Below are 18,255 nucleotides of genomic sequence, written 5' to 3' on the forward strand. Positions count from 1 at the left end.
GACTAGCAGGCCGTCCGGCCATGGCAAGAACACCGACCCTTCAATGTCCCGGGGACGATGACATGGCTTTTGACGGATTTGCGGACCAGTCGATGACCCGCAACGCGATGCGGGCGGAACTCCTGGATGCGGAGACAGAGCTGCGGCTCGCCTATGCGTGGCGCGATCAGCGCTGCGAAAAGTCGCTGCACCGGCTCATCACCGCCTATATGCGGCTCGCCATCTCGATGGCGTCGAAATTCCGCCGTTACGGCGCACCGATGAACGACCTCATTCAGGAGGCCTCTCTCGGCCTCATGAAGGCGGCCGACAAGTTCGACCCCGACCGGGGCGTGCGCTTCTCGACCTACGCGGTCTGGTGGATCAAGGCGTCGATCCAGGATTACGTGATGCGCAACTGGTCGATGGTGCGCACCGGCTCGACCTCGTCGCAGAAATCACTCTTCTTCAACATGCGCCGGGTGCAGGCCCGGATCGAGCGCGAGGCCGCGGCCGAGGGCCGCGAGCTCGACGGCGCGACGCTCAGGAAGATGATCGCCAAGGAGGTGGGCGTGCCGCTCGCCGATGTGGAGATGATGGAAGGCCGGCTCTCGGGCTCGGATTTCTCGCTCAACGCCACCCAGTCGACCGAGGATGAGGGGCGCGAATGGATCGAGGCGCTGGTCGATGACGGGCAGCAGGCCGCCGAGCTGGTGCAGAACAGCCATGACACGGAAATGCTGCGCCAGTGGCTGCTCAGTGCGCTGACCGCGCTGAACACGCGCGAGCAGTTCATCGTGCGCGAGCGCAAGCTGCGCGACGATCCGCGCACGCTCGAAAGCCTCGGCGACGAGCTGGGCCTCTCCAAGGAGCGGGTGCGCCAGCTCGAGGCCGCCGCCTTCGGCAAGATGCGCCGCAGCCTCGAGACGCAATCGCGCGAGGTGCGCGGCTTCTTCGCCTGAGCCGCGATTGCCCCCGCCGCACCAAAGCCCTAGGGTCGCCCCGCATTGACTGCGGGGCGAAGCCATGTCGCATATTCTCCTGATCATTGGCGGCGGCATCGCGGCCTACAAGTCGCTCGACCTGATCCGCCAGCTGTCGAAGGCCGGCCACGAGGTGACGCCGGTGATGACCAAGAGCGCGGGCGAGTTCGTCACGCCGCTCTCCGTGTCCGCGCTGGCGGGCCGGAAGGTGCACGAGGCGCTGTTCGACCTCACCGCAGAGGCCGAGATGGGGCATATCCAGCTGTCGCGCGTGGCCGACCTGCTGGTCGTCGCCCCCGCCACCGCCGACATGATGGCCAGGATGGCGCAGGGCCGCGCCTCGGACCTCGCCTCCACCCTGCTTCTCGCCACCGACACGCCGGTGATGATCGCGCCCGCGATGAATGTCCGCATGTGGGAGCATCCCGCGACGCAGCGCAATCTCGCCACGCTGAAGGGCGACGGCATCATGGTGGTCGGGCCCGAGGAGGGCGAGATGGCCTGCGGCGAATACGGGCCGGGGCGGATGTCCGAACCCGCCGCCATCCTCGCCGCGATCGAGCGGGCGCTGCGCCCCGACCAAGGGCCGCTTTCGGGGCGGCACGTGCTGGTCACCTCCGGGCCGACGCATGAGCCGATCGACCCGGTGCGCTACATCGCCAACCGCTCCTCGGGCGCGCAGGGCACGGCCATCGCCGAGGCGCTGCTGCGGCTCGGCGCAAGGGTGACCTTCGTGACCGGCCCGGCCAGCGCCGCGCCGCCCATGGGCGCGGATGTCGTGAAGGTCGAGACCGCCGCCGAGATGCTTGCCGCCGTCGAGGCGGCGCTGCCCGCCGACGCCGCCATCTTTGCCGCCGCCGTGGCCGATTGGCGGGTCGAGACGGCGCAGGCGCGCAAGATCAAGAAACAGGCAGGGGCGCTGCCGGGGCTGTCCCTGGCCGAGAACCCCGACATCCTCGCCCGCGTGGCGGGCATGGCCGTGGGGCGGCCCGAACTCGTGGTGGGATTCGCCGCCGAAACCGACGAGGTGGTCTCCCACGCCACGGCCAAGCGGGCGCGCAAGGGCTGCGACTGGATCCTCGCCAATGACGTCTCGCCCGAAACCGGGATCATGGGCGGGACCGAGAACGCGGTGACGCTGATCACCGGGGAAGGGGCGGAGGACTGGCCGCGCATGTCCAAGAGCGCGGTGGCCGACCGGCTCGCGCAGCGGCTGGCCGAGGCGCTCGGGGCCGGGGACGGGACCGCCTCCGGCGGGCGTATTTGAGGAAAGATGAACATGGAATCGCGCATCGGGGTAAGGCTGTGCCGGACCGAAGAGGCGGACCGCGGCCTTGCCCTGCCGGACTACCAGACGGCGGGAGCGGCGGGGGCCGATATCGTGGCCAACCTCGCGCCCGGCGATCGCGAGGCCGGGCTGACGCTCGCCCCCGGCGCGCGGGCGCTGGTGCCCACGGGGCTGCGCATCGCCGTGCCCGAGGGGTTCGAGCTGCAGCTCAGGCCACGCTCGGGGCTGGCGCTGAAACACGGCATCACCCTGCCCAACAGCCCCGGCACCATCGACAGCGATTATCGCGGCCCCTTGGGCGTGATCGTCCTGAATGCCGGGCGGGAAAGCTTCACCGTGACCCATGGCATGCGCATCGCGCAGGCGGTGCTGGCGCCGGTGGTGCGGGCGGCCTTCGAGATGGTCGAGGATCTCGACGACACGGCCCGCGGCGCGGGCGGCTTCGGCTCGACCGGGGGGCTCTCGTGATCCTCGTCGGCGTGATGATCGCCACGCTGTGGGGCATCGGCGCGCTCACCGGCGCGCCGCGCCAGGCGCGGCTTTACATGATCGGCCTGTTGATGACCGGCGTGATCGCGGCGCATCTGGTCCTGCCCGATGGTCACCCGCTGCGCATGGCGACAGGGGGCGAGGCGGCGCTGTGGCTGCTGATCCTCGCCGCCGGCGCGCTGGTCTGGGGCTATGGCCGGGGGCTGCGCCTGCTGAAGGCCCGCGCCGCGCCCGCCGAAGCCCCCGCGCCGCGCAAGGGCTTTTCCGAAACCGAACTTACCCGCTACGCGCGCCACATCACCCTGCGCGAGATCGGCGGGCCGGGGCAGGGGGCGCTCAGGCGCGCGAAGGTGCTGGTCGTCGGCGCGGGCGGGCTGGGCTGCCCGGCGCTGACCTATCTCGCGGCCTCCGGCGTCGGCACCATCGGCGTGATCGACGACGACGATGTCGATCTGAGCAATCTCGGGCGGCAGGTGCTGTTCGACGAAGACCAGATCGGCAGGCCCAAGGTCCACGCCGCCGCCGAAAAGCTGCGCGCCCAGAACCCGCATGTCGAGATCCGCCCCTATGCGCGGCGTCTGACCGCCGAGATCGCCGAAGAGCTGTTCGGCGATTATGACCTGATCCTCGACGGCACCGACAACTTCACCACGCGCGAGACCGTCAACACCGCCGCCGTCGCCACCGGAAGGCCGCTCGTCGCCGCCGCCCTCACCCAGTGGGAGGGGCAGATCTCGCTCTACGAGCCCGCGCGCGGCACGCCCTGCTGGGCCTGCGTCTTTCCCGAGCGGCCCGACGCCGCGCTCATCCCCTCCTGCGCCGAGGCGGGCGTGCTGTCGCCGCTGCCGGGGATCATCGGCGCGATGATGGCCGCCGAGGCGGTCAAGCGGCTGACCGGGGCGGGCGAGACGCTGGCCGGGCGGCTGATGATCCACGACACGCTCTATGCCGAAACGCGGACCATCCGCATCAAGCCGCGCGCGGGTTGCGCCACCTGCGGCGGGCGGGGGCTGGAAGCAGGGGGCGCAGGCTCATAGGTTTCCCTCCAAAGGAGACCCGCATGACCAACCCGCTACTCGCGCCATGGGACACGCCCTTCGGCCTGCCGCCCTTCGACCGGATCGAGGACGACCACTGGATGCCCGCCGCCGAGGCCGCCATCGCCGAGGCCCGTGCCGCCGTCGAGGCGATCGCCGCCGACCCCGAGCCGCCGACCTTCGACAACACCATCGCCGCGCTGGAGATGTCCGACGAGGCGATGGGCCGCGTTCTCGGCGCCTTCTACGCGGTGGCGAGCGCCGACAGCACGCCCGCGCGGCAGGCGCTGCAGCGCAACTTCGCGCCCATGCTCTCGGCCCACATGTCATGGGTGATCGGCAACCGCGCCCTGTTCGACCGGATCGAGACGCTCTGGCAATCGCGCGAGACGCTGGATCTCGGGCCGGAGGAGGCGCGGGTCCTGATGCTCACCCATCGCCGCTTCGTGCGGGCGGGCGCGCGGCTCGAAGGCGCGCAGGCCGAGCGCATGGCCGAAATCCGCGCCCGACTTTCGGTGCTGGGCACGCAGTTCTCGCAGAACCTGCTGAAGGACGAATCGAGCTGGACCCTGCCGCTGTCTGACGAAGATCTCGCCGATCTGCCCGAGGGGCTGCGCTCCGCCGCGCGCGCGGCGGGCGGTGATGCGGGGCCGGTGATCACCCTGTCGCGCTCGCTCGTGGTGCCGTTCCTGCAATATTCGCCCAACCGGGCGCTGCGGAAGAAGGCTTTCGAGGCCTGGACCGCGCGTGGCATGAAGGGCGGCGAGACCGACAACCGCGCTATCGCAGCCGAGACGTTGCAGCTGCGCGAGGAGCGGGCGAAGCTTCTGGGGCACGACGATTATGCGTCTTGGAAGCTCGAGACCGAGATGGCGGGCACGCCTGAGGCCGTGCGCGAGCTGCTGCACGCGGTCTGGACGCCCGCGCGGGCGGCGGCAGAGGCCGATGCCGCGATCTACGCCGACATGCTGCACGCCGATGGCCATGACGGCCCGCTCGAGCCGTGGGACTGGCGCTACTACGCCGAGGCGCGCCGCCGGGCCGAGCACGAGATCGATGACGGCACGCTCAAACCCTATCTTCAGCTCGACCGGATGATCGAGGCGGCGTTTTCCGTCGCAAACCGCCTGTTCGGCATCGAGGCGCGCGAGATCGAGGCCCCCGCCTATCATCCGGATCTGCGCAGCTTCGAGATCACGCGGAACGGCGATCACCTCGCCGTCTACATCGGCGACTGGTTCGCCCGGCCCTCCAAGCGCTCGGGCGCATGGTGCACCACGATGCGCGACCAGCACCGCATGGGCGGGCGCGAGGTGCGTCCCCTCGTGCTCAACGTCTGCAACTTCGCGAAGCCCGATGCGGGCGAGCCCGCGCTTTTGTCCTTCGACGACGCGCGCACGCTGTTCCACGAATTCGGCCACGCGCTGCACCAGATGCTGTCCGACGTGACCTATGAGAGCATTTCCGGCACCTCGGTGGCGGGCGATTTCGTGGAGCTGCCGAGCCAGCTCTTCGAGCACTGGCTGGAGGTGCCCGAGGTGCTGCGCGAATTCGCCACCCATGCCGAGACCGGCAAGCCGATGCCCGAGGCGCTGATGGAACGGATGCTCGCGGCGGCGAATTTCGACCAGGGCTTCGCCACGGTCGAGCAATCCTCCTCGGCCATCGTCGATCTGGAGTTCCATTGCGGCCCCGCGCCCGCAGACCCGATGCAGCGGCAGGCGGAGGTGCTCGAAGAGATCGGCATGCCGCGCGCCATCGTCATGCGCCACGCCACGCCGCATTTCGCGCATGTCTTCTCGGGCGACGGCTATGCCGCGGGCTATTACAGCTATCTGTGGTCCGAGATGATGGATGCCGACGCCTTCGAGGCCTTCCGCGAGGCGGGCGATCCCTTCGATGCGGAAACGGCTGCCCGGCTGGAGAAACACGTGCTCTCGCGCGGCGGCTCGGAGGAGGCGGGGCTGCTCTACGAGCGGTTCCGCGGTGCAACCCCGAGCGTCGAGGCGCTGCTCAGGGGGCGCGGGCTCGCCGCCTGAACGGGCAGGGCGCGGGCAAGGCGGGGCAGGGGGATCGGAACATCGGGCGGGTTCGAGCCGTTGGGGCGGCAACACTGAACGACGAAAAGGAACACAGAGATGAAACTGCTCACCGCAAGCGCCCTCGCCCTCTCCGTCACCGCCACCGGCGCGCTGGCCGAAACCCATGCCATGACCGATTTCTCGACCATGACGAGCGCCGACATGGCGACCATGCAGGGCGACCTGATCCGCAGCCGCGACATCACCGGCGGCGCGATCTACACCCTCAACGAGGCCACGGACGAAGGCTGGGACACCGTCGGCACCTATGACGCGCTCGGCACCGACTGGAACGAGATCGGCGAGATCGAGGACGTGATCCTGTCGCGCGACGGCCAGATGGTCGGCGTCGTGGCCGAGGTCGGCGGCTTTCTCGACATCGCCGACAAGCACGTGATGCTGGCCACCGGCGACGTGCGCCTCGTGGCGGTCGACGATCGCAGCTATGCCATCGTCACGCGCATGAGCGAGGAAGAGCTCGAATCGCTCGAAGGCGTCGACGAAGGCTTCTGGGACTGATCTCTTCGAGGATCGTCGAACCCGATGGAAAAGGGGGCGCGGATCACCGCGCCCCCTTTTTCGCATCCCGCAAGGGTTGCGGCTCAGCGGGCCTTGCGATGCGCCTCCGCCGCTTCGGAGATATGGTGCATCTCGTCGGCCAGCGCGCCTTCGATCGACAGCCCCTCGCCCGGGACTGCGCCGGGGTCTTCCTCGGCGGCGCTCATGTGGCTGCGGTCGCGGACATACTCGCGCAAGGCATCGCCCGCCGGGCCGTCGAGCTCGGCCACCAGGCGGACCAGCACCTTGCGTTGCGCCAGAAGGCGGCCTTCGAGGGTTTCGAGCGTTACGGTCATGGCGGCCTCCGGTGATCATGTCTGTGGCAGGCCAACGTCGCCCGCTCCTGCGCTGTTCCCCCGCCCGCCCATGGGGGGAGGGAGGGGGCGGAACGGCGCCCGAGCGCTGCGCGTTCAACCCACGATAGCCTTGGGCAGAACTCGGGAGCCTTGCCATGAGACGTCTTCGCAATCGCGGGCCCGGCCCGCTGACGATGCTGGCCCTTGTCGGCGGCGCGGTCTGGCTGATGCGCCGCTACCGCCATGACATGCGCCAGGCGGTCCAGGCCGGCATGGGGCAGGCGCCGGCGCAGCCCCGCTCCGGCGCGGCCTTCGCGCATGATGACGGCCCCGTGCGGCAGGCCGGGCGCGAGGAGATGCGCGATCCGCCGCGCCGCTGGGATCTTCAGGACGAGACCGGGGATGAGAGCTTTCCCGCCTCCGACCCGCCGTCGAACTACTGACCTCAGACCGGGTCCTTGTGGATGATCACGTCGGCGCGCGGGTAGCGCGCGAGGATCGCGTGCTTGAGCGCCGCGCCGATGGCATGGGCCTCGTGCAGGCTCTGCGCCCCGTCGAGCTCGACATGCAGGTTCACGAAAACCCGCCCACCCGAGCGGCGGGTGCGCAGGTCGTGATACCCGCGCACGCCCGGAAAGCCGCTGGCGATCGCCTCGATCCCGGCCACGGTCTCGGCATCGACGGCCCGGTCCATCAGCGCGTCCCAGGCGTCGCGCCCGATCCGCAGCGCCCCATGCGCCATCAGGAGCGCCGCGCCGATGGCGACGACCGGATCGATCCAGCCCAGCCCGAAGCGGCGCGAGGCCCAGAGCGCGCCGATCGCGCCGATCGCGGGGATCAGGTCGCCGATGTAATGCAGCGAATCCGCCGCCACGACGCGGTTGCCGGTGGCGCGCGCCACGTGGCGCTGCCAGGCGACGAGCGCGAGGGTCAGCGCGATGGAGAGCCCCATCACCGCGATGCCCGCGCCCTCGGACATCGGCACCGTCGGCGCCGGGTTGGCCAGCCGCTGCGCGCCCGCGCCGCCGATCAGCGCGGCGGAGCCGAGGATGAACAGGCATTGGCCCAGTGCCGCGAGATCCTCGGCCGAGCCGTGGCCGAAGGCATGGTCGTCATCGGCGGGGCGGGCGGCATAGGTGATCGCGGCGAGCGCGCCGAGCGACATCGCCAGATCGAGCGCGGAATCGGCCAGCGTCGCCGCGACGGAGAGCGCGCCGGTCTGGAACAGCGCCCAGAGCTTGGCCGCGATCAGGATCAGCGCCACCGACACCGAGGCGATCCCGGCCGAAAGATTCAGCCGGTCCTCATGGCTTCGCCGCGCCACGCGCTCAGTCCCGGATCTCGTCCGGGGCCACGCCCCAAAGCTCCGTCTTGGGGGCCCAGCCCCTGTAGCCACCGGCGGTCAGGCGGCACCAGTCGGGTTCGCATTCGCCCAGGCGGGCCACCACCCCGGCTTCGAGCTGCGCCACCACGGCGGCGTCGGGGCGGGGCCTGGCGCGCAAAAGCAGTGTCTCGGCATCGACGATGACGCTGCGCACGCCCGAGAGCATCGCGTAATGCATCCAGCCGCCGACGCCCTCGCGGTCGGTGACGCGGCGCCAGTGGCCGTATTCGGCGGTGACCTGCAAGGGCATGTCGCGCCGCAAAAACACCCAGTCGATCCGGTGCGACAGCGACGGCCCGCGCCGCACATTGCCCCGGTCGGTCGAAAGCGAGACGAAGCGCGGCAGCGGCAGGTTGGTCTCGGGGCCGCGCGTGGGGCCCTTCGGCAGCGCGATCTCGCGCGGCGCGGTTTCGCCCTCTTCGCCCTCGGGCGCGGCGGTCGCAACGGCGGCCGCGAGCGCGGCGGCGACGTCGGGGGCCGCCTGGGCGGGCGCGGTGGCGGTGAGATCGGCGGGACGCAGTCTGGGGCGCGTCTCGTCCTGCTGCGCGAGCGCGGGCTGTGCCGCGAGAGCCACCAGCAACGCCGCGATTGGTCCGAAATTCATCATTCGAGCTGTATCCGTCCGGTCCCGGTACATTGGCCGCGCGGGGCGCATGAGGCGCGTTCTTGCACCGCGCCCGCGGCCCGGGCACTCTGTCATGAAGCCGCGCCGGGGAAAAGCGCAAGGGGGGAGCGAAATGGCACACAAACGCCTTCGTGTGATCGCGACGCGACGCCTGCCCGCCGCGGTCGAGGCGGATCTCGCCGCGCGGTTCGACTTCACCCCCGGGCCGGCGGAGACGCCGCTTGCGGGCGAGGCGCTCGGGGCGGCGCTGGGCCGGGCGCAGGTGCTCGTCACCACGCTGTCGGAGCGGATCGATGCCGCCGCCCTCGAAAAGGCGGGAAAGGCGCTGCGGCTCCTGGCGAATTACGGCGCGGGCGTGGATCACATCGATGTCGCCGCCGCCGCCGCGCGCGGCATCGCGGTGACCAACACCCCCGACGTCGTCACCGAGGACACGGCGGACGTGACCATGGTGCTGATTCTCGCGGTGACCCGGCGGCTGCCGGAGGCCTTCGCGCTGCTGCAATCGGGCGGCTGGGAGGGCTGGTCGCCCGATCTGCTGCTCGGCGGGCGCATCCATGGGCGCAGCCTGGGCATCCTCGGGATGGGGCGGATCGGGCAGGCGGTGGCGCGGCGCGCCGCCGCCTTCGGCATGCGGATCGGCTATCACAGCCGCAACCGCCTGCCGCGCACGCTCGAGGCGGAGCTCGGCGCGCGCTGGTGGCCGAGCCTCGACCAGATGGTCGCGCAATGCGACGTGCTCTCGATCAACTGCCCGCACACGCCCGCGACCTATCACCTCGTCAATGCGCGCCGCATCGCGCTGATGAAGCCCGGCGCGGTGGTGGTGAACACCTCGCGCGGCGAGGTGATCGACGAGAACGCGCTGACGCGGGCCCTGCGGGCGGGCGAGATCGCGGGGGCGGGGCTCGACGTGTTCGAGCAGCGACGCGAGATCAATCCGCGGCTGCGCGCGCTGCCCAACGTGGTGCTGCTGCCGCATATGGGCTCGGCCACCGTCGAGGGGCGGCTGGCGATGGGCGAGCGGGTGATCGCCAATATCGAGGCATTGGCGCAAGGGGTGCGGCTTCCCGACCTCGTGACGCCGCGCGATGTCTGAAAACGCTCCGCGCAGGGAACCTTGCCCGCGTTTTCCGCGTTTGCGGTCATCTGCAACCACTTGGACTTATGGTCACATGCGCAACTGGGCCATCGCATTCCTGACGCTCGCCGCCGTCTCGGGCCTTGCCTGCCTGGGCGCCGAGACCCATGAGGATCTCTCTGCCGCCCGTGTCCTGATGGTGCTGTTCGGCGTGCTTGGCGCCTATGCGGCGGCGGCCCATCGCCTCCGGTCGCGCAGCAGGCGGCAGTCCTCCGGCAACGGGGCGCCGCTGGGCACCTGATCAGTTGGAGATCCGCCGGACCATCCGCTGTCCGGGCAGATCCGCACCAAGCACCTGCGCGCGCGCATCGCGCGCAAAGCCTGCCACCAGCTCCCTGTAGTAGCCGCGCGCCGAATTGGCGACCGCGCCCAGCAGCGTGCCGGTGCGGCTTTCGGCAGCTTCGCCCGCCAGCACCTGAATGGTATAGCTGGCCCGCAGCGCGCCCGCAGGATCGATCACCCGCACCGCGCCCGACAGCCGCGACTGGTCGCGGCCAAGCGCGGTGGCGGTGCCGCCGGCGAGGTTGAGGCGCGACACCTCGACCTGCATCCGCCACTGCCCGCCCCGCTCCAGCCGGTCGGCGAATTCGCGGCTCAGCGCCGCGTCGAGATCGGGGGCGATGCGGCTGGCGTAATCGCGGGCGGCACCGCTTTCGAAGCCCGCGCCACTGGCCGTCACCTCGATATCGGCCAGCTGCATCTCGCTGCGCGCGGCGCGCGACAGCGGGTTCGGGTCCGGCGTGCCGCAGGCGGCGAGCAGCCCGGCGAGGCCAAGTGCGATCAGGGTGCGGCGGTCGAGCATGTCCGTTCCTTCAGGGGGTGACCCTAGCGATACACTTCGTCTTCGGTCGGAAAGGCGCGGGATTTCACGTCCTCGGCGTAGCGCTTGACCGAATCCTCGATCATTGGGCCGAGCTGGCCGTAAACCTTGACGAATTTCGGGGTCCAGGGGTTCAGCCCCAGCATGTCCTCGAGCACGAGGATCTGGCCGTCGCATTCCGCGCTGGCGCCGATGCCGATGGTGGGGATCTCCACGGCCTTGGTGATCTTGGCCGCCAGCGGCTCCACCATGCCTTCGAGCACCACGGCGAAGGCGCCGGCTTCGGTCACGGCGCGCGCGTCTTCGAGATGCGCCTCCCATGTGTCCTCGTCGCGGCCTTGGGTCTTGAAGCCGCCCATGACGTGGCTCGATTGCGGGGTCAGGCCGATATGCGCCATCACCGGGATGCCGCGCTCGGTCAGGAAGCGGATCGTCTCGGCCATGCGCGCGCCACCCTCGAGCTTGACCGCGCCGCACTGGGTCTCCTTCATGATCTGGGCGGCATTGCGGAAGGCCATGGCGGGGCTTTCCTCGTAGCTGCCGAACGGCATGTCGACCACGATCAGCGCCCGCTTGGTGCCGCGCACCACGGCGCGGCCATGCATGATCATCAGGTCGAGCGAAACGCCGACCGTGCTTTCCATGCCGTGCATCACCATGCCGAGGCTATCGCCCACGAGGATGAAATCGGCGTAGCGGTCGACGATGGCGGCGGTGTGCGCGTGATAGGATGTCAGCGACACGATCGGCTCGCCGCCCTTGCGGCGGGCGATCTGCGGCACGGTGATGCGGCGGATCGTTTCGGTCTGGCTGCTCATGGGGCGATCTCCCTTTGATCGATCAACAGGACCTCGCCGAACTGGGCCGAGATCATGATGGCAATGGGCTCCGACAGCGGCGCGTCGGGCGATTGGCGCAAAGGCGCGAGGCTTTCGGGGGCGACCATGTCGAGCCCGGTGAGCGTGGCGCGCGGCTCGTCCGCGATGGTGGCGCGGATCGCGGCCTCGATCCGCGCCGGGCTGGCGCGCTCCGCCGCCATCCGCTCGGCCCGGTCGAGCGCGCGGCTCAGGCAGAGCGCGGCGGCGCGGTTCTCGGCCGTCAGTCGCACGTTGCGCGACGACATGGCGAGCCCGTCCGCCTCGCGCAGCGTCGGCACGCCGTGGATGTCGATGCCCATGTGCAGGTCGGTGGCCATGCGGCGGATCACCTGCAGCTGCTGGTAGTCCTTTTCGCCGAAATAGGCGGCGTCGGGGCGGGTGATGTTGAAGAGCTTGGTGACGACGGTGGCGACGCCGCGGAAATGGCCGGGGCGCACCGCGCCGTGCAGCCGCATGGCGAGATTTTGCGTCTCGACGATGGTCTCGTCGCCTTGCGGGTAGATCTCGTCCGCGCGCGGGATCAGCACCGCGTCGCAGCCCGCCGCCTCCAGCATCGCGAGATCGGCGCTTTCGGTGCGCGGATAGGTCTCGAGATCCTTGGGGTCGCCGAACTGGGTCGGGTTGACGAAGATCGTGGCGACCACGCGGTCATGGCCGCGCTTGGCGGCGGCCACGAGGCTCATATGCCCTTCGTGCAGCGCGCCCATCGTCGTCACCAGCCCGACGCCGTGGCCTTCGGCGCGGAACCCCGCGACCGCGTCGCGGATGGCGGCGATGGAGCGGCAGATCTGCATGGATGTCCTCCCAGACGTTGGGCGCCTTTTACGGGGGCGGGAAGGGGCGCACAACAGCGCGGCGGCGCGGCTTGTCGCATTCGGCGCGCGAGATGTCGCCCGGCTTCGCCCTTTCGCCGCCAATCGCGCGATGGTGCGGGGCAAGGCCAGCCCGGAGTGCGCGCGATGAAGACCCATGTGAAAGCCCTTGTCGTCGGCGGTGGCGCCGTCGGCACCTCGATCGCCTACCATCTCGCCCGCGCGGGCTGGCAGGACGTGATGCTGCTGGAGCGCGACGAGCTGACCTCCGGCTCGACATGGCACGCGGCCGGGCTGCTGCCCTATTTCAACATGTCCTACGCCACCACCTGGATTCACGACCACTCGATCAAGTTCTACAAGACGCTGGAGGAGGAGACCGGGCTCGACGCGGGCTTCTTCGTCGTCGGCAACCTGCGCATGGCGCAGTCCAAGGCGCGCATGGACGAATACATGCTCTATGCCTCGACCGCCGAAACGGTGGGCGTGCCCTATGAGTGGATGACGCCCGCGCAGATCAGGGAGCGCTGGCCGCTGGTGCGCACCGACGACCTCGAAGGCGCGATCTTTCATCCCACCGACGGCTACATAAACCCCGCCGACGTCACCATGGCGATGGCCAAGGGCGCGCGGCAGCGCGGCGTTTCGATCGAGCGCAAGTGGCAGGTCGACGGCTACGCGTGGACCGGCTCGGAATGGCGGGTGACGGTGACCAAGATGGTCGAGAAGGGCGGCAATCTCGTGCCCTCCGAGGAGCAACAGGTCATCACCGCCGAGCATGTCGTCACCGCCACCGGCAACCACGCGCAGCGCACCGCGCGGCTCTTGGGCATCAAGATCCCCGCCATCCCGGTCGAGCACCAGTTCATCGTCACCGAGCCCGACCCGGCGCTGGTCGAATGGCGCAAGGACAACCCGCAGCACCCGGTGCTGCGCGACGCCGACGCCAAGTGGTACGTGCGCGAGGAGCGCGGCGGCTGGATCCTGGGTCCTTACGAGCGCGGCGCGCCCGCGCGCTTCCCCTACGGCGTGCCCGACAGCTTCCGCGCCGACCTGTTCCCGCTCGATCTCGACCGGATCGAGGAGGAATACATGTCGATGATCCACCGCATTCCGTCCTCGGAGGAGGTGGGTCTCAAGGACGATTTCAACGGCCCGATCTGCTACACCCCCGACGGCAACCCGCTGATCGGCCCCGCACCCGGCCTGCGCAACATGTGGCTCGCGGAGGGCTTTTCCTTCGGCATCACCGCCGCGGGCGGCGCGGGGCATTACCTCGCGCAGATGATGGTCGAGGGCGAGGCCGAGATCGACATGGCGTCGCTCGACCCCAAGCGGTTCGGGGATTGGATGACCACCGACTATGCCGTGGCCAAGAACGAGGAGGCCTATGAGCATGTCTACATCCTGCACCACGCGGATGAGGAGCGCCCGGCCGCGCGGCCCCTGCGCACCTCGCCCGCCTATGACCGGCAGAAGGAGAAGGGCGCGCAGTTCGGGCAGGTGAATGGCTGGGAGCGGCCCAATTATTACGGCCCCGTCGGCGCGCCCGAGAGCTTCGACCACGATTCGCGCAGCTTCCGGCGCGGCGGCTGGTGGGAGTATGCGGCGAGCGAGGCGCGCGCGATCCGCGAGGGCGTCGGGCTGATCGACGCCACGGCCTTTGCCAAGCACGAGGTGAAGGGGCCGGGGGCGGCGGCCTTCCTCGACTGGTTCACCACCAACAAGCTGCCGAAGGTCGGCCGCATCAACCTCACCTACGCGCTGACCGATGCAGGGACCACGCGCACCGAATACACCATCGTCCGGCTGGCCGAGGACCGGTTCTACCTCGTCTCGGCGGGCGCATGGAGCGCCTATGACGCCGATTTCCTGCGCAAGGCCGTGGAGGACCGCGAGCCGGAGTTCGGCCGGATCGAGGTGCAGGACGTCACCACCCAATGGGGCGTCCTTGCCATCGCGGGCCCGCGCTCGCGCGAGGTGCTGAACCGGCTGGTGCGCGACGCCGACCCGGCCACCGCGCTGTCGAACAAGCGCTTCCCGTGGCTGTCCTGCCGCGAGATCGAGCTGGGCATGGTGCCGGTCCGGGCGCTGCGCGTGGCCTATACCGGCGAGCTGGGCTGGGAGCTGCATCACCCCATCGAGATGCAGAACCACCTGTGGGACAAGCTCATCGAGGCGGGCGAGCCCTCGGGCATGAAGCTGGTCGGCGCACGGGCGCAGAACTGGCTCAGGCAGGAGAAGTCCTACCGCGCCTTCGGCACCGAGCTGGGCCGCGACGCGACGCCGCTCGAGGCCGGTCTCGACCGCTTCGTGGACCTGTCGAAGGATTTCCACGGCAAGGCGGCGATGGAGGCCATCGGCATCCGGTCGAAATGCGTGACGCTGTTGATCGACGGGCCGGGGGATGCCGACCCGTGGGGGCGCGAGGCGCTCTATGCGGGCGGGGAAAAGGTCGGGCGGCTGACCTCGGGCGGCTGGTCGGCGGGGTTCGGCAAGTCGATCGGCATGGGCTATGTGCGCCCCGACCTCGCCACGCCGGGCACGAAGCTGAAGGTGCGGATGTTCCGCGAGCTTTGGGATGCCGAGGTCTGCGAGGACAGCCCCTATGATCCGAAGAACGCCACCATCCGCGCGGATGGCTGAGCCCGGTTTCGGCGGTCCGGGTCGCGCGGGGCAGGGGGCTCGTCCGGCTTGGGGCCGAAAGCAGGAAAGGCCCGCCAATGGCGGGCCTTTCTCGTGTCGGGGGTGCGCGGCTTACTGCGGGATCTCGCCCTTGATGCCTTCGACGTAGAAGTTCATCCCCGCCAGCGTTTCGTCATCGGCGGTTTCGCCTTCGGCCAGCCATGCCGAGCCGTCCTGCTTGTTGATCGGGCCGGTGAAGGGGTGCAGCTCGCCCGCGGCGATCTTGTCCTTCAGCTCCAGCGCCGCTTCCTTGACCTCGGCGGGCACGGCCTCGGTGATCTCGCCGATCTCGACCATGCCGCTGTCGATGCCGCCCCAGACGTCCTGCGACTCCCAGCTGCCGTCCATCACCGCGCCGACGCGGTCGATGTAGTACTGGTTCCAGTTGTCGATGATCGAGGAAACGCGCGGCTTGGGCGCGTAGTCGAACATGTCGGAGGCCTGGCCGAAGGTGATGACGTCGCCCGCCTCCTGTGCCGCGGCCTGCGGCGCGGTGGAATCGGTGTGCTGCAGGATCACGTCGGCGCCCGCGTCGATCAGCGCCTTGGCGGCCTCGGCCTCCTTGGCCGGGTCGAACCAGGTGTAGGCCCAGACCACGCGGAACTCGACCTCGGGGTTGACCTTCTTGGCCTGCAGGTAGGCTGCGTTGATGCCGCGGATCACCTCGGGGATCGGGTAGGAGCCGATATAGCCGATGATGTTGCTCTCGGTCATCTCGCCCGCGATCAGGCCCTGCACCGCGCGGCCCTCGTAGAAGCGGGCGGAGTAGGTCGAGACGTTGTCGGCGCGCTGGTAGCCGGTGGCGTGCTCGAACTTCACGTCGGGAAACTTCTGGGCGGCGTTCATCGTCGCCTCCATGAAGCCGAAGGAGGTGGTGAAGATCATGTCCGCGCCCTGCAGCGCCATCTGGGTCAACACGCGCTCGGCGTCGGGGCCCTCGGGCACGCTTTCGACATAGACGGTCTCGACCCGGTCGCCGAACTCTTCCTCGACGGCGAGGCGGCCCTGGTCGTGCTGGTAGGACCAGCCCAGATCGCCGATCGGGCCGACATAGATGAAGCCCACCTTGGTCTTGTCGTCCTGCGCCATCGCGCCGGTGGCGAGGCCCATGGCGGCGGTGGCACCCAGAAGCACTGTCTTGAAGGTCATGTCGTTGTTCCCTGTTGGTGGTGACTTCCGCCTCAGCTCGAGGCGTGGAAGGGGCGGCCGAGCGAGCCGGGGGCACGCCCCGCCCGCAGGATGACGAGAACGAGGATGGTCGCCAAGTAGGGCGCCATCTGCAGGTATTCGATCGGGATCTGCACGCCGCCGGAGGCCTGCAGCGCCAGCTGCAGCGCCGTGGCGCCGCCGAAGAGCCACGCGCCCAGCACCAGCCGCCCGGGCCGCCAGCTGGCGAAGACGACGATCGCGAGAGCGATCCAGCCCGCGCCCGCTGTCATGCCTTCGGTCCATTGCGGCACGCGCACGAGGCTCAGATAGGCGCCGCCAAGCCCGGCGCAGGCGCCGCCGAAGGCGATCGCCATGAGGCGCACGCGCACCACCTTGTAGCCCAGCGCATGGGCGGCGTCGTGGTTCTCGCCCACCGCGCGCAGCACCCGGCCTGCGCGCGTGCGGTTGAGGAAGATCCACACGCCCAGCACGATGGCGAGCGCGAGATAGACGATGATGTCATGGCGAAACAGGATCGGGCCGAGCACGGGAATGTCGCGCAGCAGCGGCAGATAGAGATCGGGGACGGCCGGGCCCTTCACGCCGATATAGCCCTGGCCCAGAAGCGCCGAGAGGCCGAGGCCGAACAGCGTCAGCGCGAGGCCGGTGGCCACCTGGTTCGACAAGAAAAGCTGCGTGAGGATGCCGAAGATCATCGACAGAAGAGCGCCGCCCAGCGCCGCGCCCGCGAAGCCGAGCCATGGCGAGCCGCTCAGGGTCGCCACGACGAAGCCGCAGACCGCGCCGGTGATCATCATGCCCTCGACCCCGAGGTTGAGCACGCCCGCGCGCTCGACCACCAGCTCGCCGATGGCGGCGAGCAGGATCGGGGTGGAGACGATGATGATCGCCGAGAGCAGCAGGATCGGATCGATATTGCTCATGCCACGGCCCTCCGGCCCATGCGGAAGCGGAAGGCCGTCAGCACGTCGACCGCGAGCAGGAAGAAGAGCAGCATCCCTTGGAACATCTGGATCGCGGCGAGCGGCAGGTTCATCTGCAGCTGCGCCAGCTCGCCGCCGATATAGGTCAGCGCCATCAGCAGGCCCGCCAGCAGGATGCCGATCGGGTTCAGCCGCCCGAGAAAGGCGACGATGATCGCGGTGAAGCCGTAGCCGACGTTGAAATCGATGCCGAGGCGGCCCGCCGGACCGGCGACCTCGAACATGCCCGCGAGCCCGGCGAGTCCGCCGGAGATGCCCATGCAGACCACGATCAGCCAGCCCGGATTGACCCCGCCGAAGACGGCGGCGCGCGGGCTTTGCCCGGCGAGGCGGACGCGGAAGCCGAGCTGGTGGCGGGTCATCACGACCTGCCCGACGATGACGGCGATCAGCGCCAGCGCCACGCCCCAATGCAGCCCGGTGCCGGGGATGAGGTCGAGATTGGCGGCGGAGGGGTATTGCGCGAGGTTGCGCGAGCCGGGAAAGCCCATGCCCTCGGGGTTGCGCAGGAGCCCCAGCGCCATGGAGGCGAGCAGCGCCTCGGCCACGTAGACCAGCATCAGCGACACCAGCACCTCGTTGGTGCCGAAGCGGACCTTCAGGAGCGCGGGGATCATCGCCCAGAGGATGCCGCCCAGCGCGCCCGCCAGAATCATCGCCGGAAAGACGAGCCAGCTTTCGGCGGGGTAGAAGGCGAGGCCCGTGGCGGCGGCGAAGATCGCGCCGAGGATGTATTGTCCCTCGGCCCCGATGTTCCAGATGCCCGCCCTGAACCCGAGCGACAGGCCGATGGCGATGAGAATGAGCGGCCCGGCCTTCACCAGAAGCTGGGGCCGCGAATAAGAGGCGAAATCGCCGAAGAGCGGATCCCAGAAGATGGTGCGGATCGCCTCGACCGGGTCCTTGCCCAGCAGGGCGAACATCAGCCCGCCCGCGACCATGGTGAGCGCCACGGCGACGAAGGGCGTGGCGACGGTCCAGGCGCGGGACGGCTCGGGGCGGCGTTCGAGCCGGATCACGTGGCGGTCTCCAGGGCGCGCGGCCCC

Annotated in this window: 19 protein-coding genes; 10 read left to right on the plus strand and 9 right to left on the minus strand. The window is 69.8% G+C overall.

Going from position 1 to position 18,255, the window contains the following annotated elements; translation table 11 throughout:
* The first annotated feature begins 62 nt into the window (after positions 1–62).
* The 6 genes from CJ301_RS05290 (at position 63) to CJ301_RS05315 (ending at position 6,376) form a co-directional block, all read left to right on the plus strand.
* Positions 63–941, plus strand: a complete 879-nt coding sequence (locus CJ301_RS05290; RefSeq protein ID WP_099275017.1) for an RNA polymerase factor sigma-32 — start codon at positions 63–65, stop codon at positions 939–941.
* A gap of 64 nt (positions 942–1,005) precedes the next feature.
* Entirely contained in the window at positions 1,006–2,229 is a 1,224-nt protein-coding gene (gene coaBC, locus CJ301_RS05295; RefSeq protein ID WP_099275019.1) for a bifunctional phosphopantothenoylcysteine decarboxylase/phosphopantothenate--cysteine ligase CoaBC, read from the plus strand.
* A 12-nt stretch (positions 2,230–2,241) separates the two neighbouring features.
* The gene (gene dut / locus CJ301_RS05300; protein WP_099275021.1) at positions 2,242–2,718 is read left to right on the plus strand and encodes a dUTP diphosphatase; all 477 of its coding nucleotides are present in this window, start codon (positions 2,242–2,244) and stop codon (positions 2,716–2,718) included.
* Positions 2,715–3,776, plus strand: coding sequence for a HesA/MoeB/ThiF family protein (locus CJ301_RS05305; protein ID WP_099275023.1), 1,062 nt, complete (start codon positions 2,715–2,717; stop codon positions 3,774–3,776). The genes dut and CJ301_RS05305 overlap by 4 nt, the downstream gene beginning before the upstream one ends.
* A 23-nt stretch (positions 3,777–3,799) precedes the next feature.
* On the plus strand, positions 3,800–5,815 hold the full coding sequence (locus CJ301_RS05310; protein ID WP_099275025.1) for a M3 family metallopeptidase: 2,016 nt from the start codon (positions 3,800–3,802) through the stop codon (positions 5,813–5,815).
* Positions 5,816–5,914: 99 nt separating this feature from the next.
* Positions 5,915–6,376 (plus strand): PRC-barrel domain-containing protein, encoded by a 462-nt coding sequence (locus CJ301_RS05315; protein ID WP_099275027.1) that lies wholly within the window; start codon positions 5,915–5,917, stop codon positions 6,374–6,376.
* An 83-nt stretch (positions 6,377–6,459) separates the two neighbouring features.
* Here the strand turns inward: CJ301_RS05315 and CJ301_RS05320 are convergent, their stop codons facing one another.
* Complete coding sequence (locus CJ301_RS05320) at positions 6,460–6,711, minus strand: hypothetical protein (protein WP_099275029.1); 252 nt, start codon at positions 6,709–6,711, stop codon at positions 6,460–6,462.
* A 155-nt stretch (positions 6,712–6,866) separates the two neighbouring features.
* Between CJ301_RS05320 and CJ301_RS05325 the strand changes: the two genes are divergently transcribed.
* Positions 6,867–7,154, plus strand: coding sequence for a hypothetical protein (locus tag CJ301_RS05325; protein WP_216823250.1), 288 nt, complete (start codon positions 6,867–6,869; stop codon positions 7,152–7,154).
* A gap of 2 nt (positions 7,155–7,156) precedes the next feature.
* Here the strand turns inward: CJ301_RS05325 and CJ301_RS05330 are convergent, their stop codons facing one another.
* A complete protein-coding gene (locus tag CJ301_RS05330; protein ID WP_099275031.1) occupies positions 7,157–8,035 on the minus strand; it encodes a cation diffusion facilitator family transporter in 879 nt (292 codons plus the stop codon).
* A gap of 4 nt (positions 8,036–8,039) precedes the next feature.
* The gene (locus CJ301_RS05335; protein ID WP_099275033.1) at positions 8,040–8,702 is read right to left on the minus strand and encodes an SH3 domain-containing protein; all 663 of its coding nucleotides are present in this window, start codon (positions 8,700–8,702) and stop codon (positions 8,040–8,042) included.
* Positions 8,703–8,832: 130 nt separating this feature from the next.
* On the opposite strand from CJ301_RS05335, the gene CJ301_RS05340 reads away from it, so the two are divergent.
* Positions 8,833–9,819, plus strand: a complete 987-nt coding sequence (locus CJ301_RS05340) for a 2-hydroxyacid dehydrogenase (RefSeq protein WP_099275035.1) — start codon at positions 8,833–8,835, stop codon at positions 9,817–9,819.
* A gap of 76 nt (positions 9,820–9,895) precedes the next feature.
* On the plus strand, positions 9,896–10,102 hold the full coding sequence (locus CJ301_RS18635; RefSeq protein ID WP_162620423.1) for a hypothetical protein: 207 nt from the start codon (positions 9,896–9,898) through the stop codon (positions 10,100–10,102).
* Here the strand turns inward: CJ301_RS18635 and CJ301_RS05345 are convergent, their stop codons facing one another.
* From CJ301_RS05345 to panC, 3 genes are read right to left on the minus strand one after another with little or no spacing between them, the layout of a single operon-like run.
* Complete coding sequence (locus CJ301_RS05345; protein ID WP_099275037.1) at positions 10,103–10,663, minus strand: hypothetical protein; 561 nt, start codon at positions 10,661–10,663, stop codon at positions 10,103–10,105.
* Positions 10,664–10,686: 23 nt separating this feature from the next.
* Positions 10,687–11,499, minus strand: a complete 813-nt coding sequence (panB, locus tag CJ301_RS05350; protein WP_099275039.1) for a 3-methyl-2-oxobutanoate hydroxymethyltransferase — start codon at positions 11,497–11,499, stop codon at positions 10,687–10,689.
* On the minus strand, positions 11,496–12,353 hold the full coding sequence (panC, locus tag CJ301_RS05355; protein ID WP_099275041.1) for a pantoate--beta-alanine ligase: 858 nt from the start codon (positions 12,351–12,353) through the stop codon (positions 11,496–11,498). Before panC ends, panB begins: the two co-directional genes overlap by 4 nt.
* 165 nt (positions 12,354–12,518) lie before the next feature.
* Between panC and CJ301_RS05360 the strand changes: the two genes are divergently transcribed.
* Positions 12,519–15,017 carry a GcvT family protein gene (locus CJ301_RS05360; RefSeq protein ID WP_099275043.1) on the plus strand — a complete coding sequence of 833 codons (2,499 nt, stop codon included), beginning with the start codon at positions 12,519–12,521 and terminating at the stop codon, positions 15,015–15,017.
* A gap of 111 nt (positions 15,018–15,128) precedes the next feature.
* On the opposite strand, the gene CJ301_RS05365 is transcribed toward CJ301_RS05360, so the two are convergent.
* The 3 genes from CJ301_RS05365 to CJ301_RS05375 are packed head-to-tail and all read right to left on the minus strand — an operon-like array spanning position 15,129 to position 18,228.
* On the minus strand, positions 15,129–16,205 hold the full coding sequence (locus CJ301_RS05365; RefSeq protein WP_099275046.1) for a BMP family ABC transporter substrate-binding protein: 1,077 nt from the start codon (positions 16,203–16,205) through the stop codon (positions 15,129–15,131).
* Between the two features lie 32 nt (positions 16,206–16,237).
* A complete protein-coding gene (locus CJ301_RS05370; RefSeq protein ID WP_099275048.1) occupies positions 16,238–17,149 on the minus strand; it encodes an ABC transporter permease in 912 nt (303 codons plus the stop codon).
* Positions 17,146–18,228: an ABC transporter permease gene (locus tag CJ301_RS05375; protein ID WP_099275050.1), complete on the minus strand. Its 1,083-nt coding sequence runs from the start codon at positions 18,226–18,228 to the stop codon at positions 17,146–17,148. The genes CJ301_RS05370 and CJ301_RS05375 overlap by 4 nt, the downstream gene beginning before the upstream one ends.
* Positions 18,229–18,255 lie beyond the last annotated feature (27 nt).

Source organism: Limimaricola cinnabarinus, from assembly GCF_002723615.1.
GTDB classification, from domain to species: Bacteria; Pseudomonadota; Alphaproteobacteria; order Rhodobacterales; family Rhodobacteraceae; genus Limimaricola; species Limimaricola cinnabarinus_B.